Origin of the sequence: Klebsiella sp. B345 (assembly GCF_051131735.1) — a bacterium.
In the GTDB taxonomy this organism is placed as follows: Bacteria; Pseudomonadota; Gammaproteobacteria; order Enterobacterales; family Enterobacteriaceae; genus Klebsiella.
The window spans coordinates 2,260,943-2,283,258 of sequence record NZ_CP180443.1 but is presented as its reverse complement, the minus strand read 5'-3'; the positions used below and the strand labels follow the sequence as shown (position 1 = coordinate 2,283,258).

The window sequence follows — 22,316 nt, the reverse complement described above, 5'->3', positions numbered from 1 at the left end:
TTCCTGCATTACTCCATACTTTTACACAGCGAGCAAATCGCACCCTGATGCTTGTGCGAGTGCATCACATCTGGACGTTCATACTCTTCATCACAGCTGAGACACTGGTAAACGGTGGTGGAAGCATTGCCCTGCGCGTCGTAGCGCGGCTCGCTGATACCGTCGTCGTGCTGCTTGATGTAGTAGCGGCCACCGGTAAGGATCCCCATCAGCGGGGTCATCACCAGCGCTACAACCAGGGCAATCAGCGGGGAGAACGGCGCCAGCGTGGCGCCCAGCAGGCCGAAGAAGGCGCAAATCGACAGGCCAGCGGCCAGAGCGAAAGAGACTACGCCGACCGGGTTGACGTTGTGAATCATCCCGCGGCGATATTCCGGTTGCGCCGGGGCGAGCTTCAGCAGGCCCTTATTCACGGTGATATCGGTGGCAACCACCACAACCCAGGCAATCGCAAAGTTTGAGTAGAAGCCGAGGATCCACGACAGGGCGCTGAACATATCGCCTTCCATCAGCGCCAGCGCAATCGCCAGATTGACGATCACGAAGATAATCCGTCCCGGATAGCGTTTGGTGGTCCGCGTCCAGGCGCTGGTCCACGCCAGCGAGCCGGAATAGGCGTTAGTGACGTTGATCTTAATCTGCGAAATCACCACCAGCACCACGGCCAGGGTCAGCGCCAGCCAGCCGGGCACCAGGTTATCAAAGACGCTGACGAACTGCTGTACCGGTTCGGTGTTGTGTACCGCCGGGAAGCGGGTCAGCAGATAGAAGCCGAGGAAGGCGCCGATGATCTGTTTAATCGCCCCTAATACTACCCAACCAGGCCCGGCGGAAAAGACCGCCAGCCACCAGCTTTTGCTGTTCTCCGCGGTTTTTGGCGGCATAAAGCGCAGATAATCGATCTGTTCGCCAATCTGCATAATCAGCGACAGGCACACGCCGGCACCGAGCATAATGGCGGTTAAGTCGACGTGCGCTGCGTTGTTTTTGCCGCTGAAGTTCATGAAACCGTCCACCAGCGCCGGGTCTTTGGCAATCAGCCAGGCCACCGGCACCACCATCAGCACTAACCACAGCGGCGTCGTCCAGACCTGCAGGCGGGTCAGCGCTTTCATACCGTAAATAACCAGCGGCAGGACCATCAGGGTGGCGATGAGATAGCCCATCCACAGTGGGATCCCAAGGCCAACCAGCAACCCCTGGGCCATGATCGAGCCTTCAAGGGCGAAAAAGATAAAGGTAAAACCGGCAAAGATAATGCTGGTGATCACCGAGCCAAAATAACCGAAGCCGGCGCTACGGGTGATGAGGTCGAGGTCGATGTTGTAGCGGGCGGCGGTAATAGCCAGCGGGATCCCGGTCAGAAAGATGACCAATGCCGCCAGCAAGATAGCGTAAATGGCGTTGGTGGTACCCCATGCCATGCCGATGCTGGCGCCGATAGAAAAGTCCGCCAGATAGGCGATGCCGCCCAGCGCGGTTACCGCGACGACGCCAGGTCCCCAGCGGCGGAAACTTAGCGGGGCGTAGCGAAGGGTATAATCTTCCAGGGTTTCCCGGGAGCCTGATGTATCGGTCTGTGCAGGCAACTCAGTTTTAATATCCAGTGATGACATCGTCATTCCTTAATGGTTAGGCATGACTATGATTAGCAAACCTTATGCCACATCCCGATATTGCATCGTGGCGCAGCGGCGGTGGGACTGGAGAGGCGGGTTAGCGTAAAGAGAGGGCAGGGCGTGCACCATGCGGGCGCAGGCGCGTCCGCATGGTGCAGAGGAGGATTATCGCAGCATGCCTTTGTCTTCGAGGAAGGCGATGATGTTGTTCAGCCCATCGCCGCTTTTCAGGTTGGTGAAGGTCCACGGGCGCTCGCCGCGCATGCGCATGGTGTCGCGCTCCATCACTTCCAACGACGCGCCCACATACGGTGCAAGGTCGGTTTTGTTGATTACCAGGAAGTCAGATTTGGTGATCCCTGGCCCACCTTTACGTGGGATTTTTTCGCCTTCCGCGACGTCGATAACGTAGATGGTCAGATCCGCCAGTTCAGGGCTAAAAGTGGCGCTCAGGTTGTCGCCGCCGCTCTCAACGAAGATCAGGTCGAGGTTGCCAAACTTTTCGCTCAGTGCTTCAACCGCAGCCAGGTTCATCGACGCGTCTTCACGGATCGCGGTATGCGGACAGCCGCCTGTTTCAACGCCGACGATGCGCTCCGGCTCCAGTGCGCCGGCTTCAGTGAGAATGCGCTGATCTTCTTTGGTGTAGATATCGTTAGTGACGACCGCCAGTTGATAGCTGTCACGCATCGCTTTACACAGCGCTTCCAGCAGGGCCGTTTTCCCGGAACCGACCGGGCCGCCGACGCCAACGCGCAGCGGGTGTTTGTAGTTGTTCATGCTGTCTCCTAGGAACGGAATAATCGGGAATACTGGGTTTCATGCCGTGCGGAAGCAATCGCCGCCAGCGGCGTAGACGAACCGATGGCGCTGTCCGGTGCCGCAAGGGCGCTGGCCATATCCGCCGCGTAGCGATCGCACAGGCGTAAAATCAGCTGTTGTGCCGCCTGCTGGCCGAAGGGGACCAGCTTAACGCCTGCCATCACCGCGCTTTCGATCCAGCTATAGCCAAGGCTCAGGGCCAGATCGGGAATGGCGATTTGCCAGCGCACGCCCAGCCAGGCCATGCCGGCGAGCTGGCTTTGCTGGCACAACGTGCGCCAGGGCTGTGGGCAATCCGGCTGCCAGTCAGCCAGCAGCCGGGTAAATGCTGCGCCGCGATTGCGCTCTTCCTCGCGCAGTTCGCGGGTTTCACGGCAGGCCAGCAGCCAGGCGGTCCAGCGCTGCGCGGACGGTAAATCATCCTGTTCGCAGGCGCGATACAGGCGGGCGAACAGCGGCAAATCGACGGTGAAGAAGCTCTGTTCCATCTGCTGTAGCTGCCAGCGTTCAAAGGCCGGGGTATCCGGCACCCAGCCCGCTTCCACGGCCCATTCCAGCCCTTGTGACCAGCTGTAGCCGCCGACCGGCAGGCTGCTGCTGGCCAGTTGCATCAGCCGCAGACGTTTTTCCGGCGTCGGCATTTAGTGGTTGTGCTCGTGATGGTGATGTTCGTGGTCATGACCGTGGCTATGACCATGGCTATGGCCGTGGCTTTCGCTGGCGTAGGCGCCTGCTTCCGGCTCAAACGGCAGTTGGGCAAACGTCACCGCCAGGCCAAACTGACGCAGCATATCGTCCAGCACGTGGTCGTGATGAAAACGCAGCTCGCCGGGCATGATTTGCAGTGGGACGTGGCGGTTGCCGAGGTGATAGCAGGCCTTCGCCAGCATGAACGGATCGTCGCAGTGCACCACCGATACCCCTTCATCGGCGGCGATCACTTCGACGAACTCGCTACCCTCTTCATTACTGAGCACATCGCCACCACGCAACAACAGCCCGCGCGGCAGCAGCAGGCCTGCGTCACGGCCATCGTTGAGGGTCACTTTGATACGGCTTTTTACCCGCACATCAATTGTCAACGTGACGCTGGCGGTCAGCGCCGCCGTGGGGGAATCAACTCGTTGGGTCAGATAGAGCATCCGGACTCCTTAAAACAGAAAATAACGTTGCGCCATCGGCAGAACCTCTGCCGGTTCGCTGGTAATCAACTCGCCGTCGATACGGACCTCATAGGTCTGGGCGTCGACGGTGATATTCGGCTGCAGACTGTTGTGGATCATATCGGCCTTCTGCACCGTCCGGCAGCCTTTGACCACCGCCGTCGCGCTGTGCAGATTCAGGCGTTGCGCCACGCCGCCGTCTACCGCCGCCTGCGGCAGGAAGGTGAGGCGGCAATGATGGCGGGCGCTGCCCAGGGCGCCGAACATCGGGCGATAGTGCACCGGCTGTGGTGTCGGGATCGAGGCGTTGATGTCGCCCATCGGCGCGATGGCAATCATGCCGCCTTTGATCACTGTCGCCGGCTTGACGCCGAAAAAGGCCGGTGACCACAGCACCAGGTCCGCCAGCTTCCCGACTTCCACCGATCCCACTTCGTGGGCGATACCGTGGGTCAGCGCCGGGTTAATGGTGTACTTGGCGATATAACGCTTCACACGGAAGTTGTCGTTATCGCCACGCTCTTGTGCCAGCGGCCCGCGCTGAACTTTCATCCGGTGCGCCACTTGCCAGGTGCGTAGCACTACTTCGCCCACGCGCCCCATCGCCTGCGAATCAGACGAGGTCAGCGAAAAGGCACCGAGGTCGTGCAGGACATCCTCTGCGGCAATGGTTTCCCGGCGTATACGCGATTCGGCAAAGGCAACATCTTCGGCGATATCCGGGTCGAGATGGTGGCAGACCATCAGCATATCGAGATGTTCGTCGATGGTATTGACGGTGTAGGGCAGCGTCGGGTTGGTAGAAGAAGGCAGAATATTGGGGTGCGCGCAGGCGGTGATGATATCCGGCGCATGGCCGCCGCCTGCCCCTTCGGTATGGAAGGTGTGGATGGTCCGTCCGCCAATCGCCGCCAGGGTATCCTCGACAAAGCCAGATTCATTGAGGGTGTCGCTGTGTAACGCCACCTGGATATCCATTTCGTCAGCCACGGTCAGCGCGCAGTTGATGGTCGCTGGCGTCGCGCCCCAGTCCTCATGGATCTTCAGGCCAATCACCCCGGCGGCGACCTGCTCGCGCAGCGCCTCCGGGTTGGAGCCATTACCTTTCCCCAGCAGGCCGATATTCACCGGCAGGCTGTCTGCCGCCTGCAGCATCCGTGAGATGTACCACGGGCCGGGAGTGCAGGTGGTGGCGTGGGTCCCGGCCGCCGGGCCGGTACCGCCGCCAACCATGGTGGTGACTCCGGAGACCAGCGCCTCTTCCGCCTGCTGCGGGCAGATCCAGTGAATATGGGTGTCCACGCCGCCTGCGGTGACGATCTTCCCTTCGGCGGCAATCACTTCGGTTGCGGCGCCGATCGGGATCGTCACGTTGGGCTGGATATCCGGGTTACCGGCTTTACCGATGGCGAAGATCCGCCCCGCTTTGACCCCGATGTCCGCCTTGATGATCCCCCAGTGGTCGATAATCAGGGCATTGGTCAGCACCAGATCGACGCACTCATCGGCCAGCATTTGTCCCTGGCCCATCCCGTCGCGGATCACTTTGCCGCCGCCGAATTTGACCTCTTCGCCATAGGTGGTGAGATCGTCTTCGACCTCTACCCACAGTTCGGTGTCCGCCAGCCGCACTTTGTCGCCGGTGGTGGGGCCAAACATATCAGCATAGGCCTGGCGTGAAATATCACTCATCGTGTGCCTCCAGATTGCCCATCACATCGCCACGAAAACCGTACACCGCGCGGCTACCGGCAAGCGCCACCAGGTCCACTTCACGCTTTTGCCCTGGTTCAAAACGGACCGCGGTACCGGCGGCAATATTCAGGCGATAGCCGGTGGCCTGCGCCCGGTCAAACTTCAGTGCCGGGTTAACTTCGGCAAAATGGTAATGCGACCCGACCTGAATCGGCCGGTCGCCATGATTTTCAACGATAACGCTGCGGGTGGCGCGACCCACGTTCAGGGCGATATGCCCCGGTTGCACCTTGTATTCACCTGGGATCATCGTGATACCTCAGATTATCGGGTTATGGACGGTGACCAGCTTTGAGCCGTCCGGGAAGGTGGCTTCGACCTGGATGTCGGGGATCATTTCGGGCACGCCCTCCATGACCTGTTCACGGCTTAACACATGACGGCCGGTTTCCATCAGCGTTGCCACGCTGGTACCGTCGCGCGCCCCTTCCATAATAAAGGCGCTGATCAGGGCCACGGCTTCCGGGTAGTTCAGCTTCAGGCCACGGGCCAGACGACGCTCGGCGACTAAGGCGGCGGTAAACAGCAACAGCTTGTCTTTTTCTCTGGGGGTCAGTTCCATAGCGTTCTCTTAGGTCAACCAGATTCGGGGGAGAACCGGGGATTTTCCGGTCAAATGCGGGCGCATAAACTGCCAGATATCACGCATTGCCCGCTGGCAAAGTAAGTTATCGTCACTTAAAAAACGTACCGTCAGCAGGCCGTCGGTCAGGGTGGCGCCGGCATAGTTCGCCAGCGGCGTCAGCCGATCGCGTACGCCCTCGAGCAGGGTTTCACTGGCGGGATAGAACAACAGGGTGCCTACCCACGGCTGTCCGGCTACGCTGGCCAGCCGTCCATCGGCCAGACTCAGGCGCTCAATTAACAGCGGGGAGTCCTCCATCCATACTTCAAGGCGGTTGTTGAGGCTGCCGTGGCTAAAGGCTTCGCCGATGACCGGACGGCCGAGGCACAGCAGATCCCAGGCCAGCAGCGTGCTGGTGGCGCTCAAGTGAAAAGCGGTGTGCAGCGTGGCCTGCGCGCCGGGAAAGAAAATCGCGTCCTGCGGTAGCCACTCCAGCGTGGCGTTTTCCGCCAGCTTCAGCGTTTGTTGCAGTCGGGCCTGTGCGCCGCTGCTGCGATAAAACTTGCTGGCGCCGGGCATGGTAATCAACGTGTGGCAGCCATTATCGAGCGTGGCGGTAATCGTCAGCTCATCACCGCCGACGATGCCGCCGGGAGGATGGAGCAAATAGAGATGGCAGGTATCTTCTTCCGGGTAAAAGGGACGCTGGACGGTAAGTGGACCGACATGGCGGGCGGAGGTCAGCACCGTTTTGCCGCTGCGATGGTGAAACTGAAGATCCAGCGTGGCCTGCCAGCCTTTTTTATGTTCTGGTAACACGGTGCTGTGCAATGTAGCGCCCCTGCAAAAATCAAGATAAAACAGCAGCGATGAGTATTGATCGGAGAGAAAGTATCGCGATCATATGAAAAGCTTATGAATGAAAAGTGGGAAAACAGCCGCCTGTGCGACGGCTGTTCAGAGTCAGGTTATGGCGCCTGATAATCCTCGGCGTCAATGTCGTAGCCTGAAGGCTCCCAGCGGATGACAAGCAGCGACAACAGGCCAATCAACGGCGCGGCGGCGATAACCCAGAATACCCGGGTATCCAGCGCCGCAACTAACAGCGGGAACAGGAACAGCGACAGGGTGGAGCTGCTGCGCATCAGGGTCTGGTTGAGGCCAACGCCGACGCCGCGTAACGAGGTTGGATAGCTCAGTGATGCAAAGGTCATGGTGTGGGCGCCGGGGCCAAAGCCCTGGCCAAACAGGAACAAGGCCAGCATGGCGACCGCCGCGATCCCTTCACCAACACCTTCCGGGCGGCCAACCAGCGCCAGGCCGAGCAGTGCCGTCAGCTGGCAGCTGTAACCGGCCAGCGACATCTTCCACGCGCCTAAGCGCGGGACCAGCCGCACGGCCAGCAGGCCACCGACGAACGCAAACAGCAGATTTAGCGCCAGCGAGATCAGAATGGTGGTCAGCATAGACTGGACAAAGAAGCTGGAAATAATGACCGGCAAGCCGAAAGCTACGGCGTTATAGGCAAATGAAGAGACCACCGACAGCAGCGTTGCCAGGGTGGTGCGCCGCAGGTAGACGCCCTGGAACAGACGTAAATAGTTACTCCACTGCGCCTTTTTCACCACAGGAGCGGGGTTATCCAGCGCCTCCTGTGCCACGTGGGCGTTGATGTTATACGCCTGGCGCAAAATGGAGGCTGCTTCGCGCAGGTTGCCCTGATTGGCGGCCCATACCGGGGATTCGCTCATGTAGCGGCTACGAATCGCGATGATCACCAGCGCGGGGACGGCACCGAAGCCGAGAATGATGCGCCATAACCAGTCGCTGTGGCTGTCCGGCAGTACGGCGTAGAAAAAGAGCACCAGCAGATACGAGATGCTGATGGCGGCATACCAGGTCGGACACCACATGGCGACGCTGGAGGCTTTGTTGCCCGGCCCTTTGAGCTTCGCGAACTCGCTGAGGAAGGCCATCGCCACCGGCAGGTCAATCCCGACTCCAAGGCCCATCACAAAGCGGGCGGCGGTCAGGACATATTCATTGGGCGCCAGCGCACAGGCGATAGCGGCCACCACAAAGAACAGCATGTCGGCCATAAAGACCCGATAGCGGCCGATTTTATCGGTCAGGTAACCCCCGATCAACGCGCCAACGATAGCCCCGAAGGTGATGGCGGATGCCACCATCCCGGTACCCGCCGGGGTCAGGTTGAACTCGCGGGTAATATCTTTCAGACCGAAGGCGAGGGAGCCAAGATCGTAGGCATCAAGGAAAATCCCGCCGAGGGCGATACCGATGACAATACGCGCATTGTTGCGCCCGCTGCTACCTTCATTGATTAACCGTGATACATCGGCGGCGCCGCGTATCCATTGGACTTCCCCGCCAGGCGAGCCGGCTGCTGCGACCGGAGCGGCATTAATTACGTCTGTCATAATGGTGTTCTGTAATGTCTGTTCAGGAGGATCAGAGTAAACAGCGCTACAGGCGGGAATAAATCACATTTGGTTATAAGACATAACTAACTGATTGTTGTGAAAGGATTATCTTCGGCGAGGTGGCGAATCAGGATGATTGGCGGTAAAACAGGGCAATTCTGTGAGATTGTCGGGGCTAACGCCACCCGGCAACGGTCGCCGGGAGCGAGATTATTTCTGCTCTGGCTTTTTTTTGTTCTTCTTCAGACGGCCCCAGATTTTGCTTTCCTGGCGGCGCCATAAACGCTGAATGTTGTCATGGTGGCGCAGCAGAATCAGGCACGAGAGCATCGATACCGGGAAGGTATATTGCGGTTTGAACCACCAGACATAGAAGGGGGCAATCAGCGCGCTGACGATAGCCCCGAGCGACGAGTAGCCGCTCAGCAGGATGGTCAGCAGCCAGGTGCCGGCCATAACGCCAGTCAGATCCCAGCCGATTGGTGCGATGGCACCGAAAGCGGTGGCGACACCTTTACCGCCGCGGAAATTGAAGAATACCGGCCAGATATGGCCTACGCAGGCCGCAATTGCGACCAGGCCCAGCCAGAACGGCGTCAGGCCGAGCGCCCAGGCACCCCAGACGGGAAGCATGCCTTTGAGCACGTCAAAAATAAGAACCGTTACGGCTGCTCCCTTGCCGCCAATTCGTAGTACGTTAGTCGCCCCTGGATTGCCGGAGCCGCTATCACGAGGATCGGGCAGGCCGGCGAGACGACACACCAGAATGGCGCTGGAAATTGAGCCGCAGAGGTAGGCAAGGATAACCAGTCCAGGCGCGATTGCACTCATCAGCTGTTCCATTTTGAAAATGTCATTTTGTCCCCTTTAGCCTTCGCGTCGCTGGCGCACCAATGGTTCTCGTTCAGACGAAGGCCGCCTGAAACGTCGAGCCAGACCGCGTGTACCGCCGCGGTGTTCCTGCAATGCGAATTATTTTGGGGATGTCTTTGCATCTGTGGATAATACGCATAATTCGCCGGAAGTGGTATCCGGTTTAGCCAAAAAGCAGGCAGGTCGTGATGGATATTGTATTTATAGAGCAACTTTCGGTAATCACCACTATCGGGGTTTATGACTGGGAACAGACCATTGAACAGAAACTGGTGTTCGATATCGAAATGGCCTGGGACAACCGTAAAGCGGCGAGCAGCGACGATGTCAGCGATTGTCTCAGCTACGCAGACATCAGCGAGCTGGTGGTGGGGCACGTTGAGGGAGGGCGCTTTGCGCTGGTCGAACGTGTAGCGGAAGAGATTGCCGATCTGCTGCTGGAAAAATTCCCGTCGCCGTGGGTACGGATCAAAGTCAGCAAGCCAGGTGCTGTGGCCAGAGCGACCAATGTCGGCGTGATTATAGAGCGCAGCCGGGCATAATCGAACATGGCCTTAATCTGAAATAAAACTTTTCAGGTCATATTGATTAAACAAAGGGTGTTTATACAGGTCATAGCTGGCGGTTATCGGGATACATTATTGTTATGGACTACAGGAGAGGACTCGAAATTTGAGCGGACTCCGTGTACGCTCCGATTTCCCGCGCCGTCCGTGTCCAAACTGGCCGCATCAATATCACCTGATGGAAGGGTTCAGCGTATCTGGTTTTTTCATTTTACTGTTAAAGGGTTTATGGGATGAGCGATATACACTCGCTGCTGGTGGCGGCAATATTGGGTGTGGTTGAAGGGTTGACGGAGTTTTTACCGGTTTCCAGTACCGGGCATATGATTATCGTGGGACACCTTCTGGGCTTTGAAGGTGATACCGCGAATACTTTTGAGGTGGTCATTCAGTTAGGTTCTATCCTGGCAGTTGTCGTGATGTTCTGGCGTCGCCTGTTCGGCTTGATCGGTATTCATTTCGGCAAACCGCCTGTACATGAAGGGCAGGGGAGCGGGCGCTTATCGCTGATTCATATTCTGTTGGGGATGATTCCGGCGGTGGTGCTGGGACTGGTCTTCCACGATATGATCAAATCGCTGTTTAACCCGATCAACGTGATGTATGCGCTGGTGGTGGGGGGCGTACTGCTGATCGTAGCAGAAGTGTTTAAACCGAAGCAACCGCGCGCCGTGGGCATTGATGATATGACCTATCGTCAGGCGTTTGCGATTGGCTGTTTCCAGTGTCTGGCGTTGTGGCCGGGCTTCTCCCGTTCAGGAGCGACCATTTCCGGTGGCATGCTGATGGGCGTTAGTCGCTATGCGGCGTCAGAGTTTTCTTTCCTGCTGGCCGTGCCGATGATGATGGGCGCCACCGTTCTGGATCTGTATAAGAGCATCGGCTTCCTCAGCGTGAGCGACATTCCGATGTTTGCCGTTGGGTTCATCATGGCGTTCATCGTGGCGCTGATCGCGATTAAAACCTTCCTGCAGTTGATTAAACGTATCTCGTTTATCCCGTTTGCCATCTACCGCTTTATCGTCGCGGCAGTGGTTTACGTTGTATTCTTCTAAGCACTAAGTACAGGGTAAACCTGGCCCTCAGTCTTGCGGCTGAGGGCAGCGTTGTTCCTTCCACTGCGCGACGGCCAGAACCCGGCGTCGCGTCAGTTCTTCACGAATCTCCGGTCCTTTAAGCCCCAGCGCGACCACCTCTTTGGTCGACACCGACTGGGCGACATTCCAGGCTTCAAGCAGCAAACGCCCCTGCGGGTAATCGCAGGCTTCAAACCCGGTGCGTCCGCGAACATCGGCCTCGCTGGTTAGCGCGATTTGCCTGACGCGCTGCGGCTTACGCCAGGCGTCGATATTGTCGAACAGCTTAACCAACGTTTTGGGCTGCAGGATCGGCAGGGTGTGGATCAGGTCGTGGAACTCGGCAACCAGCTTCGCCAGATCGCGAATATCGTTTGGCACACGTAGACGAGCGCAGAGTTGTTCAACCAGCTTAACGCCCGCCGGGCCGTGGCCGTGGTGGCGTGGCCAGAGTGCTTTCGGCGTCAGCCCTTTACCAAGGTCGTGGCACAGGGTCGCAAAACGCACGTCAACGTCCGGTGACAGCATTGCCGCCATCGTCAGGGTCATCAGGGTATGCAGACCGGTGTCGATTTCCGGGTGCCATTTCGCCGGAGCGGGTACGCCGTACAGCGCGTCGATCTCCGGGAACAGCACGCCGAGCGCATGGCAATCGCGTAGCGTCTGGAAAAAGACCTGAGGATTGCGGGTACTGAGGGCGTTTTCCGTCTCTTTCCAGACGCGTTCTGGCGTCAGGTGCGCCAGTTCGCCAGCGTCGGCCATCTCGCGCATCAGCGCCAGCGTTTCATCAGCAATGCGAAAACCGAGGTGGGCATAACGCGCCGCAAAGCGCGCGACACGCAAAACGCGCAACGGATCTTCACTGAATGCCGGAGATACGTGGCGCAGCAGGCGCAGGCGCAGGTCGGACTGACCGCCGTAGGGGTCGATAATCTGGCCGTCGGTATCCTGGGCCAGCGCATTGACCGTCAGGTCACGGCGCAGCAGATCCTGTTCGAGAGTGACATCAGGGGCGGCATAGCAGGTGAAGCCGGTGTAGCCCGAGCCGGATTTACGCTCGGTACGCGCCAGCGCGTACTCTTCCCGGCTTTGCGGATGCAGAAACACGGGAAAATCGCGGCCTACCTGCTGGTAGCCCGCGTCAAGCAGTTGCTCAGGCGTAGCGCCAACCACAACCCAATCTTTGTCTTTGACCGGTAGCCCTAATAACGCATCCCGAACCGCACCGCCGACCAAATAAATCTTCACGCCCTACTCTCCCGTATCTGCTTTGTGCAAGATGATACGTAAGTCTGGCAGAGAAGACGAATTAGTTCATCCACCGGTCTTTACGTTTACGGCTCGGGACCAGATGAGGCAGCACGAGGCCGAGCAGCAGGCCGATACCCAGCACACCACCGCCGTACATAAACCACTGCATAATAATGGTGCGCTGTTTGTCATCCAGCTGGAGATTGGCGGCATTGACCTTCTTCTGGGCGACAACCAGCTCATTTTTCAGCTTTTGGTTCTCGTCTTTCAGCGCGTTGATGACGTTATCGCTGCCTGCGACTTTTTTCTGCATGTCGGCAGTACGCTGGTTCCAGGTGGTATCGATGTTATTCAGCTTGTCGGTCAGGGTTTTCACCTGATTTTCCAGATCCGGCACGCGGGTACGCAGGCTGGGCTCGGTGCTCAGCTCTTTCAGCGGAATCCAGGCGGTACGGCCATTGCCGTCGCGGATCTGTGCATAATTGGTGCTGTCATTAGTTTGCAGCAGAGAGACTTCTTCCCCAGCGTTGATGGTGCCCTGAAGACGATAATTATCGCCAGGACCCGTACGAACCCAGGTGTTCAGTTCATCAGAAACATAGCGTTTTTCTTCTGCATGAACCGCCGTCGCGGCGCTAAGCGCCAGCACAACAAAAGTAATAAGGCGTAATTTTGGCATCAGGTCATCGTTAAGTCATAAAAAGGTGAACGATAGTAGTGGCATCGCCATAGCGACGCAAAGTTTTCTGCCACAATCGGAAACATCCAAAGGGTGGCCCGGCAAAATGCGCAATGTGCATTGCATGGCGAATCGCCGCAAAATACTATCTACTGACAAAAAATATCGGCATTAGTTCGCCGTATTTTCCCGGCAGAGCACAGAAGCGGAAGAATTCAGTCATGACTCAAGAAATCGAATTAAAATTTATCGTCTCCGACAATGGCGTAGAAGCATTGCGTCAGCACCTTAACACGCTCAATGCCCAACATACGCCTGCGGGCCAATTGCTCAATATTTATTATGAAACCGCGGATAACTGGCTGCGTCGCCATGATATGGGGCTGCGGGTTCGTGGCGACGGTGGTCGATACGAAATGACCCTGAAAATTGCCGGGCGAGTGGTGGGGGGGTTGCATCAGCGTCCGGAATACAACATTCCGCTGTACGGTCCCGAGCTGGCGCTAGAGCGTCTTCCTGCCGAAGTCTGGCCGCAAGGGGAGCTGCCTGCTGAACTTGTACAAGGCGTGCAGCCGCTGTTCAGCACCGATTTTGAACGTGAGAAATGGGTGGTCAGCGAAGGCGAAAGCCAGATTGAAATCGCCCTCGATCGTGGGGAAGTGAAGACCGCTGACCATCAGGAAACGATCGGCGAACTGGAGCTGGAGCTGCTCTCCGGCAAGACGGAAGATGTGCTGACGTTGGCTCGTCGGCTGCTGGAAACCGGCGTACTGCGCCAGGGAAGCCTGAGCAAAGCCGCCCGCGGCTACCATCTGGCGCAGGGCAACGCTGAACGCCCGGTCACGGCGTTCGGGATTGTGCAGGTCGCGCCAAAAGCCAGCGTTGAGCAGGGGCTGGAGGCGGCGCTGGAAAACGCGCTGGCGCACTGGCTCTATCATGATGAGGTCTGGAGCCGCGGCAATCCGGCGGCCAAAGTGGAAATTCTGCGCGCCATCGCGCGGGTCCGTCACGCGCTGGTGCTGTTTGGCGGAATTGTGCCGCGTAAGGCCACTGCCTCGCTGCGCGAAGCGCTCAACGTGGCAGAAGCGGCGCTGGTCGAGGCCGGGAAAGACCCATCTGCGGTGTTTGATATCGCGACGGTCGGCGCCAAACTCATGCTGACCGAATGGCTGGTGAACCACGGCTGGCGTGAATCATTAAATGAGAGCGCGCAGAAGAAAATCACCGGCTCGTTTAAACGCTTTGCCGATATCCAGCTATCGCGGGCCGCTGCCGAATTAAAAAGTGCGTTCCAGCACACGCTGGGGGACGATTATGAGGGCCAGTTGCCGCGTCTCACCCGTGACATCGACAGTATTCAGTTGCTGGCTGGCGCCTATGCTGACGCTGCTAGCGCCTGGCTGGAAAACTGGCTGGAAGTGCGTCGTGCCATAGAACACCGGGATCGCAGCGTCATCGATTATTTCCGCCGCCAGGCGCTGGCCGCAGAGCCATTCTGGCTGCATAGTGGCAAACGATAATTTCAGGCCAGGGAGACCCCTATAATGCCGCTTTCTTCGCAGTTACAGCAGCACTGGCAGACGGTTGTGGACCGTCTGCCAGCGGATTTTCCATTATCGACATTAAGCCCACAGGCGCAGTCGGTGATGGCGTTCAGCGATTTCGTCGAGCAAAGCCTGGTGGCCCAGCCGCAGTGGCTGGCGGAGCTGGAAAGCTCCCCGCCGAGCGCGGATGAGTGGCAACACTATGCCGACTGGCTACAGGCGGCACTGGCTGAGGTCAACGACGAAGCGGCGCTGATGCGCGAGCTGCGTCTGTTCCGCCGCCGTATTATGGTGCGTATCGCCTGGGCCCAGGCGCTGCTGTTGGTCAGCGAAGAGAGCAGTTTGCAGCAGCTAAGCGCCCTGGCGGAGACGTTAATCGTCGCCGCCCGCGACTGGCTGTATCGTGCCTGCTGCAAAGAGTGGGGGACGCCGTCGAATGCCCAAGGGAAACCTCAGCCGCTGCTGATTCTCGGGATGGGGAAACTGGGCGGCGGCGAGCTGAACTTCTCGTCGGATATCGACCTGATTTTTGCCTGGCCGGAGCACGGTGCCACCCTCGGCGGGCGTCGGGAGCTCGATAATGCCCAGTTCTTTACCCGCCTGGGACAGCGCCTGATTAAAGTGCTCGACCAGCCGACGCAGGATGGCTTTGTCTACCGCGTCGATATGCGCCTGCGTCCCTTTGGCGACAGCGGGCCGCTGGTGCTGAGCTTTGCCGCGCTGGAAGATTATTATCAGGAGCAGGGGCGCGACTGGGAGCGCTATGCGATGGTCAAAGCGCGGATCATGGGCGATAACGAAGGGACTTACGCCAACGAGCTGCGCGCCATGCTGCGGCCGTTTGTCTTCCGTCGCTATATCGACTTCAGCGTGATCCAATCGCTGCGTAATATGAAAGGGATGATTGCCCGTGAAGTCCGCCGCCGTGGGCTGAAGGACAATATTAAGCTCGGCGCCGGCGGCATCCGTGAAATCGAATTTATCGTCCAGGTCTTCCAGTTGATCCGCGGCGGACGCGAACCGGCGCTGCAGCTCCGGGCCTTGCTTCCGACACTGGCCGCCATCGAAGAGCTGCATTTGCTGCCGGAAGGCGACGCCACCCGGCTGCGCGAGGCCTATCTGTTCCTGCGACGCCTGGAAAACCTGCTGCAAAGTATCAATGACGAGCAGACGCAAACGCTGCCACAGGACGATCTCAACCGCGCCCGTCTGGCATGGGGGATGCAGGCTGATGACTGGGAGGTGCTTACTACGCGGTTGGCGGAAAAAATGGCCAACGTGCGTCAGGTCTTTAACGAGCTGATTGGCGATGACGAAGCTCAGTCACCGGATGAACAACTGGAAGAGTACTGGCGCGAGCTGTGGCAGGATGCGCTGGATGAAGATGACACCAGCCCGGCGCTGGCCCATCTCGAAGATAGCGATCGCCGCAGCGTGCTGGCGCTAATTGCCGATTTCCGCAAAGAGCTGGATAAGCGTACCATCGGCCCGCGCGGGCGTCAGGTGCTGGATCAGCTGATGCCGCATCTGCTCAGCGAAGTGTGTTCCCGCGCCGATGCGCCGGTACCGCTAGCGCGTATTACCCCGCTGTTGACTGGCATTGTCACCCGTACGACTTACCTTGAGCTGCTGAGTGAATTCCCCGGTGCACTGAAACACCTGATTAGCCTCTGTGCCGCCTCACCGATGGTGGCCAGCCAGTTGGCACGCCACCCGTTGCTGCTGGATGAGCTGCTGGATCCTCACACCCTCTATCAACCGACGGCTACCGATGCCTACCGCGATGAGCTGCGCCAGTATCTGCTGCGCGTGCCGGAAGAAGATGAGGAGCAACAGCTGGAAGCACTGCGCCAGTTTAAGCAGGCGCAATTGCTGCATATTGCCGCTGCCGATATCGCCGGAACGCTGCCGGTGATGAAAGTGAGCGATCACTTAACCTGGCTGGCTGAAGCGATGATTGATGCGGTGGTACAGCAGGCCTGGATGCAGATGGTGGCGCGTTATGGTCAGCCAACCCATCTGCATGACCGCCAGGGGCGCGGTTTTGCGGTTGTCGGCTACGGCAAACTGGGAGGCTGGGAGCTGGGTTACAGTTCTGACCTCGATCTGGTGTTCCTGCATGACTGCCCGGTTGAAGTGATGACCGATGGCGAGCGTGAAATCGATGGCCGCCAGTTCTATCTGCGCCTGGCCCAGCGCATTATGCACTTGTTCAGCACCCGCACATCGTCGGGCATTCTCTATGAAGTGGACGCTCGCTTACGCCCTTCCGGCGCTGCCGGCATGCTGGTTACCACCACCGATTCTTTCGCCGACTATCAAAAAAATGAGGCCTGGACCTGGGAGCATCAGGCGCTGGTGCGCGCTCGCGTGGTCTATGGTGACCCGGCGTTGCAGGAGCGGTTTGATACCATCCGTCGCGATATTCTCAGCACGCTGCGCGACGGGGCGACGCTGCAGACTGAAGTGCGGGAAATGCGCGAGAAGATGCGCGCCCACCTCGGGAATAAGCAGCGCGACCGCTTTGATATTAAGGCCGATGCCGGAGGCATTACCGACATTGAATTTATCACCCAGTATCTGGTCCTACGCTATGCGCATGAAAAACCGAAGCTGACGCGCTGGTCGGATAACGTGCGCATTCTGGAACTGCTGGCACAAAACGACATTATGGATGAAGGCGAAGCGCGGGCGTTGACCCATGCCTACACCACGCTACGTGATGCGCTGCATCATCTGGCCCTGCAGGAACTGCCGGGCAATGTCGCCCCTGATGCTTTTACCCATGAGCGCGAGCTGGTGAGCGCCAGCTGGCAGAAGTGGTTGATGGATTAACTAAAAAACCGGGTGTGCTATTATCGCGCGCAAAGTTTGCATCTCGCAGGAGAGAGTCATGAAAGTAACGCTGCCGGAGTTTGAACGTGCAGGAGTGTTGGTGGTTGGCGATGTGATGCTGGACCGCTACTGGTATGGTCCCACCAGCCGTATTTCCCCTGAAGCCCCGGTACCGGTGGTGAAAGTGGAAAATATTGAGGAACGTCCTGGCGGCGCAGCAAACGTGGCAATGAATATCGCCTCCCTCGGCGCGACCTCCCGTCTGGTCGGGCTCACCGGTATTGATGATGCTGCGCGGGCGCTGAGCAAAGCGCTGGCTGACGTCAATGTGAAGTGTGATTTCGTCTCCGTGCCGACGCACCCGACCATCACCAAGCTGCGCGTGCTGTCGCGCAACCAACAGCTGATCCGTCTTGATTTCGAAGAGGGTTTCTCCGGCGTTGACCCACAGCCGATGCATGAGCGCATTCAACAGGCGTTGGGCACCATCGGGGCGCTGGTGCTGTCTGACTATGCCAAAGGCGCGCTGACCAGCGTTCAGACCATGATTAAACTGGCACGCGATGCTGGCGTGCCGGTGCTGATCGATCCGAAAGGCACCGATTTTGAACGTTATCGCGGCGCGACGCTGTTGACGCCGAACCTGTCTGAATTTGAAGAGGTGGCGGGCAAATGCAAAGACGAAGCGGAGATTGTTGAACGTGGCCTGAAAATTATTGCTGATTTCGAGCTGTCCGCCTTGCTGGTGACCCGTTCTGAGCAGGGGATGACGCTGCTGCAGCCGGGCCGTCCGCCGTTGCATATGCCGACTCAGGCGCAGGAAGTGTATGACGTTACCGGTGCCGGTGACACGGTGATCGGCGTGCTGGCGGCAACGCTTGCTTCCGGCAACACCCTGGAAGAGGCCTGCTACTTCGCCAATGCCGCGGCGGGTGTGGTGGTCGGCAAACTGGGGACCTCCACCGTATCGCCTATCGAGCTGGAAAATGCGGTCCGCGGGCGTGCAGAGACCGGATTCGGCGTGATGAACGAAGACGAGCTGAAGCAGGCGGTAGCGGCGGCGCGTAAGCGCGGCGAGAAGGTGGTGATGACCAACGGCGTGTTTGACATTCTGCATGCCGGTCACGTGTCGTATCTGGCCAATGCGCGCAAGCTGGGCGATCGTTTGATAGTGGCGGTTAACAGCGATGCATCGACTAAACGTCTGAAGGGCGAGACCCGACCGGTTAACCCGCTGGAGCAGCGGATGATCGTGCTGGGCGCGCTGGAAGCCGTCGACTGGGTGGTCTCGTTTGAAGAGGATACTCCGCAGCGCCTGATCGCCGGAATCCTGCCGGACCTGCTGGTGAAAGGCGGTGATTATAAGCCGGATGAGATTGCCGGCAGCGAGGAAGTCTGGGCCAACGGCGGCGAGGTGCTGGTGCTCAACTTTGAAGATGGCTGCTCAACCACCAATATCATCAAGAAGATTCAGAAAGATAGCGGCAAGTAATGACTGACGTCGAAGTGCCGGTGAAACGGCCGACGGCGTAAGGATTAAGCCCGTTAATAAGGCCTGCGATCGCGAGATCGTGGGCTTTTTTTTATTTAATCATGAGAGAAATGATTCAGCGCAATAAATAAGCTAATCGGGCGCATTTTTCGTACAGAAAGCGGTAGCGTAAGTATAAATACTGAAGTCAGTAAAAGCATATGACCTAACAGAACACTCACGGTTGAAGGAGTATGCGGATGAATCATCACGAACTGTATTCAATGAACAACTTTGATTTTCTGGCGCTGAGTTTTGCCAGAATGCGCGCACAAGGCCATAGCGTGGATCTCCAGGCCATTGTCGGCAATATGGATGAGGAACATCGTGAATGGTTTTGTCAACGGTATGAACTCTACTGCCGTCAGGTCGATGAAGAGGTAGCATCGGAACTCGAACATTAAAACAATAACGGGCCGCAGCGGGCCCGTTATTTTTTACGGCTTCTCTTCGACGTCCGGGGCCGCCGCGCGGCTTTCCAGATCGCTGATACGCTGTTCCAGTAAAGCCAGTTTCTCGCGGGTGCGCAGCAGTACCTGAGTCTGTACATCAAACTCTTCGCGACCAACCAAATCCAGGCGGGTCAGCTGCGACTGGAGGACCTGGCGGATTTTTTTCTCCACATCGTCCCCAAGATCGCGCAGGCCTTTCGGCATTGACTCATGGACCTGGCGGGCGATTTGTTCAATTTTTTTCGGGTCAATCATGGTGGTTTCCTGCTCTGGTCGATTTGTCGCTTATTGTAGTGCGAACGGCGTGCGCTATAAACCAGAAATGTTTGAAGCTTATACGTTGCCGATGATAATCAATAGCGTTATAGTTACTTCGCTTATTCTCAGGGCGGGGCGAAATTCCCCACCGGCGGTAAATCAACCATGCGTTGAAAGCCCGCGAGCGCTTTCTGCGAAAGCAGAAAGGTCAGCAGATCCGGTGTAATTCCGGGGCCGACGGTTAGAGTCCGGATGGGAGAGAGTAACGGCTCAGCCGGATTGCGATCCGCTTGCGTTGACTTTTGCCGCTTAACCGGCACTCCTAAGACTGCCCTGATTCTGGTAACCATAATTTTAATGAGGTTTATTTACCATGAATCAGACGCTCCTTTCCTCTTTTGGTACCGCTTTTGAACGTGTGGAACACGCTTTGAATGCACTGCGTGAAGGCCGCGGTGTGATGGTGCTTGATGATGAAGACCGTGAAAACGAAGGCGACATGATTTTCGCCGCCGAAACCATGACCGTTGAGCAGATGGCGCTGACCATTCGTCACGGCAGCGGCATTGTCTGCCTGTGCCTGACCGACGAACGCCGCAAGCAGCTTGACCTGCCGATGATGGTGGAAAACAACACTAGCGCCTATGGCACCGGCTTTACCGTGACCATTGAAGCCGCTGAAGGCGTCACCACCGGCGTGTCCGCCGCTGACCGTGTGACCACCGTACGTGCGGCCATTGCCGACGGCGCCAAACCTTCCGACCTGAATCGTCCGGGCCACGTTTTCCCGCTGCGCGCGCAGCCGGGTGGCGTATTGACCCGTGGCGGTCATACTGAAGCGACCATCGATCTGGTGACCCTGGCGGGCTTCAAGCCGGCTGGCGTCCTGTGTGAACTGACAAACGACGATGGCTCCATGGCGCGTGCGCCAGAGTGCATTACCTTTGCTCAGAAGCACAATATGGCTGTTGTCACCATCGAAGACCTGGTGGCCTACCGTCGTGAGCATGAGCGTAAAGCCAGCTGATAACGACCGACGTCATCTCAAAGCCCACGCCAGCGTGGGCTTTGTTGTTTTAAGGTCAGCCTATTCCCATTGCCTGCAGGGCAACCAGACTTAATCCCATCACCGACATCCCGCACAGCACGCCATAGCTGGGGTTGCTCTGGGGATCGATCTCTTTTGCCAGCGGCATCAGCTCATCGACCGAGAGCGCCACCATAATGCCGGCAACGGCGGCCATAATGGCTCCCATGATCACCGGCGACACCAGACTGCCAAGAACCAGCCATGCCAGCACGCCGCCGAGGATTTCCGCCAGTCCGGAAAGCCCAGCCCAGAGCACGGCTTTCGAGCGCGAGCCGGTTGCGGCATACACCGGGCCGGCAACCGCCAGCCCCTCAGGAATATTATGTAACGCGACGGCCAGTGCGATGCCCATCCCCAGCTCGAGGTTATTGCTGGCGGTCACAAAGGTGGCGATCCCTTCCGGGAAGTTATGCAGGCTGATACCGAGGGTCAACAAAATCGCCGTACGGCGTAGATTACGCGGGCGTGCAATTCCGGGAGACATCAGGTCCTGCGGATGGGCGTGCGGCAGCAGATGGTCGAGTGCAAAGTAGCCCAGCAGGCCGATGACAAACATACCGTAGCCGAGCAGCGGCGACATCCCTTCGGCGCTCAGCGCTGCAGGTAACATCTCCATCAGTGAGATCAGCAACATGATCCCGGCAGCAAATCCAAGGGAGAATCCCAGCAGACGATTGGACGGTTTCTGACCCAGGACGCCAAAAACAGCACCGATGAACGTTGCGCTCCCGGCGAGTAGCGTCAATATTAAGGGTGACGACATCATTCCCCTCCTTTGATAATGATTATCATTAATAATATCGAGATTGTTCGGTAACGGCGAGAGGGTGAAGTGCCCCTTTACAGCGAATTACATTCAAATTTTCTGACGATCATCATCATGCTTATCTGAGTTATTCCTGACGCAAAAACGCGTAATGTGAAGGCATCACAATTCCTCTCTAGTTATTAAGGATATCACCATGTCCCGTACCCGAATGCCAGCGTTGTTTTTAGGCCACGGCAGCCCGATGAACGTGCTGGAAGACAATATTTATACCCGTACCTGGCGCCAGTTGGGCGACACATTACCGCGTCCAAAAGCGATCGTAGTGGTTTCTGCGCACTGGTTTACGCGTGGCACCGGGGTGACGGCCATGGAAACGCCGAAGACGATCCACGATTTTGGCGGCTTCCCGCAGGCGCTGTACGATACGCATTATCCAGCTCCTGGTTCCCCGGCGCTGGCGCAGCGCCTGGTTGAGCTGCTGGCGCCGGTTCCCGTCACGCTGGATAAAGAAGCCTGGGGCTTCGATCACGGTTCATGGGGTGTCCTGATTAAAATGTACCCCGATGCGGATATCCCGATGGTGCAGCTGAGTATCGACAGCACCAAACCGGCGGCCTGGCATCTGGAGATGGGACGCAAGCTGACGGCGCTGCGTGATGAAGGCATCATGTTGGTGGCGAGTGGTAACGTGGTCCATAACCTGAGAACAGCACGCTGGCACGGCGAGAACACGCCATACCCGTGGGCGGAGTCCTTTAACGATTACGTGAAAACCAACCTCAGCTGGAAAGGACCGGTGGCCGAACATCCGCTGGTGAACTATCTGGCGCATGAAGGTGGCTCGCTCTCAAACCCGACGGCGGAACACTTCCTGCCGCTGCTGTATGTGCTGGGCACCTGGGACGGCGAAGAGCCGATTTCTATCCCGGTAGACGGTATTGAGATGGGATCGCTGAGTATGCTGTCAGTGTTGATTGGGGCGTAACGGTGGCGGCAATAAATCACCCCGACAGGCATCTGCGCTGCC

The 22,316-nt window shown here is 57.9% G+C and carries 22 protein-coding genes, 1 pseudogene and 1 riboswitch; of the genes and pseudogenes, 9 read left to right on the top strand and 14 right to left on the bottom strand.

Features of this window, described 5'->3' with window-relative positions; all coding sequences use genetic code 11:
* Nucleotides 1-8: 8 nt before the first annotated feature.
* From ACMYSO_RS10675 to ACMYSO_RS10640, 8 genes are all read right to left on the bottom strand, one after another.
* Nucleotides 9-1,616 (bottom strand): purine-cytosine permease family protein, encoded by a 1,608-nt coding sequence (locus ACMYSO_RS10675; RefSeq protein ID WP_434583028.1) that lies wholly within the window; start codon nucleotides 1,614-1,616, stop codon nucleotides 9-11.
* Nucleotides 1,617-1,784: 168 nt separating this feature from the next.
* Nucleotides 1,785-2,399 carry an urease accessory protein UreG gene (gene ureG / locus ACMYSO_RS10670; RefSeq protein WP_154144093.1) on the bottom strand — a complete coding sequence of 205 codons (615 nt, stop codon included), beginning with the start codon at nucleotides 2,397-2,399 and terminating at the stop codon, nucleotides 1,785-1,787.
* 8 nt (nucleotides 2,400-2,407) lie between these two features.
* Nucleotides 2,408-3,082 (bottom strand): urease accessory protein UreF, encoded by a 675-nt coding sequence (locus ACMYSO_RS10665; RefSeq protein ID WP_434670471.1) that lies wholly within the window; start codon nucleotides 3,080-3,082, stop codon nucleotides 2,408-2,410.
* Entirely contained in the window at nucleotides 3,083-3,583 is a 501-nt protein-coding gene (gene ureE, locus ACMYSO_RS10660) for an urease accessory protein UreE (RefSeq protein ID WP_434670470.1), read from the bottom strand.
* A 9-nt stretch (nucleotides 3,584-3,592) separates the two neighbouring features.
* Nucleotides 3,593-5,296, bottom strand: coding sequence for an urease subunit alpha (gene ureC, locus ACMYSO_RS10655; RefSeq protein ID WP_434670469.1), 1,704 nt, complete (start codon nucleotides 5,294-5,296; stop codon nucleotides 3,593-3,595).
* Nucleotides 5,289-5,609, bottom strand: a complete 321-nt coding sequence (locus tag ACMYSO_RS10650) for an urease subunit beta (protein WP_434670468.1) — start codon at nucleotides 5,607-5,609, stop codon at nucleotides 5,289-5,291. Before ACMYSO_RS10650 ends, ureC begins: the two co-directional genes overlap by 8 nt.
* Nucleotides 5,610-5,618: 9 nt before the next feature.
* Nucleotides 5,619-5,921, bottom strand: a complete 303-nt coding sequence (locus tag ACMYSO_RS10645; RefSeq protein ID WP_123756423.1) for an urease subunit gamma — start codon at nucleotides 5,919-5,921, stop codon at nucleotides 5,619-5,621.
* A 9-nt stretch (nucleotides 5,922-5,930) separates the two neighbouring features.
* Nucleotides 5,931-6,755 carry an urease accessory protein UreD gene (locus tag ACMYSO_RS10640; RefSeq protein ID WP_434670467.1) on the bottom strand — a complete coding sequence of 275 codons (825 nt, stop codon included), beginning with the start codon at nucleotides 6,753-6,755 and terminating at the stop codon, nucleotides 5,931-5,933.
* Between ACMYSO_RS10640 and ACMYSO_RS10635 the strand changes: the two are divergent.
* Nucleotides 6,745-6,829: pseudogene (locus tag ACMYSO_RS10635) on the top strand (short-chain dehydrogenase); the annotation flags it as partial. The gene ACMYSO_RS10640 and the pseudogene ACMYSO_RS10635 overlap by 11 nt on opposite strands.
* A gap of 63 nt (nucleotides 6,830-6,892) precedes the next feature.
* On the opposite strand, the gene ACMYSO_RS10630 reads toward ACMYSO_RS10635, so the two are convergent.
* Together ACMYSO_RS10630 and plsY are read right to left on the bottom strand one after the other, a co-directional pair.
* Nucleotides 6,893-8,362 carry an MFS transporter gene (locus ACMYSO_RS10630; protein WP_434670465.1) on the bottom strand — a complete coding sequence of 490 codons (1,470 nt, stop codon included), beginning with the start codon at nucleotides 8,360-8,362 and terminating at the stop codon, nucleotides 6,893-6,895.
* 213 nt (nucleotides 8,363-8,575) lie between these two features.
* Complete coding sequence (gene plsY, locus ACMYSO_RS10625; RefSeq protein ID WP_434583034.1) at nucleotides 8,576-9,196, bottom strand: glycerol-3-phosphate 1-O-acyltransferase PlsY; 621 nt, start codon at nucleotides 9,194-9,196, stop codon at nucleotides 8,576-8,578.
* Nucleotides 9,197-9,426: 230 nt separating this feature from the next.
* Between plsY and folB the strand changes: the two genes are divergently transcribed.
* Nucleotides 9,427-9,780 carry a bifunctional dihydroneopterin aldolase/7,8-dihydroneopterin epimerase gene (gene folB, locus ACMYSO_RS10620; RefSeq protein ID WP_434670464.1) on the top strand — a complete coding sequence of 118 codons (354 nt, stop codon included), beginning with the start codon at nucleotides 9,427-9,429 and terminating at the stop codon, nucleotides 9,778-9,780.
* 257 nt (nucleotides 9,781-10,037) lie between these two features.
* The gene (gene bacA, locus ACMYSO_RS10615) at nucleotides 10,038-10,859 is read left to right on the top strand and encodes an undecaprenyl-diphosphate phosphatase (RefSeq protein ID WP_434670463.1); all 822 of its coding nucleotides are present in this window, start codon (nucleotides 10,038-10,040) and stop codon (nucleotides 10,857-10,859) included.
* Between the two features lie 27 nt (nucleotides 10,860-10,886).
* On the opposite strand, the gene ACMYSO_RS10610 is transcribed toward bacA, so the two are convergent.
* Both ACMYSO_RS10610 and ACMYSO_RS10605 read right to left on the bottom strand, forming a co-directional pair.
* Nucleotides 10,887-12,128: a multifunctional CCA addition/repair protein gene (locus ACMYSO_RS10610; protein ID WP_434670462.1), complete on the bottom strand. Its 1,242-nt coding sequence runs from the start codon at nucleotides 12,126-12,128 to the stop codon at nucleotides 10,887-10,889.
* A 61-nt stretch (nucleotides 12,129-12,189) separates the two neighbouring features.
* The gene (locus tag ACMYSO_RS10605) at nucleotides 12,190-12,810 is read right to left on the bottom strand and encodes a TIGR04211 family SH3 domain-containing protein (RefSeq protein ID WP_123756429.1); all 621 of its coding nucleotides are present in this window, start codon (nucleotides 12,808-12,810) and stop codon (nucleotides 12,190-12,192) included.
* A 221-nt stretch (nucleotides 12,811-13,031) separates the two neighbouring features.
* On the opposite strand from ACMYSO_RS10605, the gene ACMYSO_RS10600 reads away from it, so the two are divergent.
* The 4 genes from ACMYSO_RS10600 to glgS all read left to right on the top strand — a co-directional run bounded on the left by ACMYSO_RS10600 (nucleotide 13,032) and on the right by glgS (nucleotide 19,124).
* A complete protein-coding gene (locus ACMYSO_RS10600; protein WP_434670460.1) occupies nucleotides 13,032-14,330 on the top strand; it encodes an inorganic triphosphatase in 1,299 nt (432 codons plus the stop codon).
* 21 nt (nucleotides 14,331-14,351) lie between these two features.
* Nucleotides 14,352-17,189 carry a bifunctional [glutamate--ammonia ligase]-adenylyl-L-tyrosine phosphorylase/[glutamate--ammonia-ligase] adenylyltransferase gene (gene glnE / locus ACMYSO_RS10595; protein WP_434670787.1) on the top strand — a complete coding sequence of 946 codons (2,838 nt, stop codon included), beginning with the start codon at nucleotides 14,352-14,354 and terminating at the stop codon, nucleotides 17,187-17,189.
* A 58-nt stretch (nucleotides 17,190-17,247) separates the two neighbouring features.
* On the top strand, nucleotides 17,248-18,681 hold the full coding sequence (gene hldE / locus ACMYSO_RS10590; protein WP_434670458.1) for a bifunctional D-glycero-beta-D-manno-heptose-7-phosphate kinase/D-glycero-beta-D-manno-heptose 1-phosphate adenylyltransferase HldE: 1,434 nt from the start codon (nucleotides 17,248-17,250) through the stop codon (nucleotides 18,679-18,681).
* A 239-nt stretch (nucleotides 18,682-18,920) separates the two neighbouring features.
* Complete coding sequence (gene glgS, locus ACMYSO_RS10585; protein ID WP_434583040.1) at nucleotides 18,921-19,124, top strand: cell surface composition regulator GlgS; 204 nt, start codon at nucleotides 18,921-18,923, stop codon at nucleotides 19,122-19,124.
* Nucleotides 19,125-19,157: 33 nt separating this feature from the next.
* Here the strand turns inward: glgS and ubiK are convergent, their stop codons facing one another.
* Nucleotides 19,158-19,427, bottom strand: a complete 270-nt coding sequence (gene ubiK / locus ACMYSO_RS10580; protein ID WP_434670456.1) for a ubiquinone biosynthesis accessory factor UbiK — start codon at nucleotides 19,425-19,427, stop codon at nucleotides 19,158-19,160.
* 120 nt (nucleotides 19,428-19,547) lie between these two features.
* Nucleotides 19,548-19,698, top strand: a riboswitch (FMN riboswitch).
* A gap of 105 nt (nucleotides 19,699-19,803) precedes the next feature.
* Between ubiK and ribB the strand changes: the two genes are divergently transcribed.
* Complete coding sequence (gene ribB / locus ACMYSO_RS10575; protein ID WP_434583043.1) at nucleotides 19,804-20,457, top strand: 3,4-dihydroxy-2-butanone-4-phosphate synthase; 654 nt, start codon at nucleotides 19,804-19,806, stop codon at nucleotides 20,455-20,457.
* A 55-nt stretch (nucleotides 20,458-20,512) separates the two neighbouring features.
* Here the strand turns inward: ribB and zupT are convergent, their stop codons facing one another.
* A complete protein-coding gene (gene zupT, locus ACMYSO_RS10570; protein WP_434670786.1) occupies nucleotides 20,513-21,283 on the bottom strand; it encodes a zinc transporter ZupT in 771 nt (256 codons plus the stop codon).
* A gap of 199 nt (nucleotides 21,284-21,482) precedes the next feature.
* On the opposite strand from zupT, the gene ygiD reads away from it, so the two are divergent.
* Nucleotides 21,483-22,274 carry a 4,5-DOPA dioxygenase extradiol gene (gene ygiD, locus ACMYSO_RS10565; protein WP_123756437.1) on the top strand — a complete coding sequence of 264 codons (792 nt, stop codon included), beginning with the start codon at nucleotides 21,483-21,485 and terminating at the stop codon, nucleotides 22,272-22,274.
* Nucleotides 22,275-22,316 lie beyond the last annotated feature (42 nt).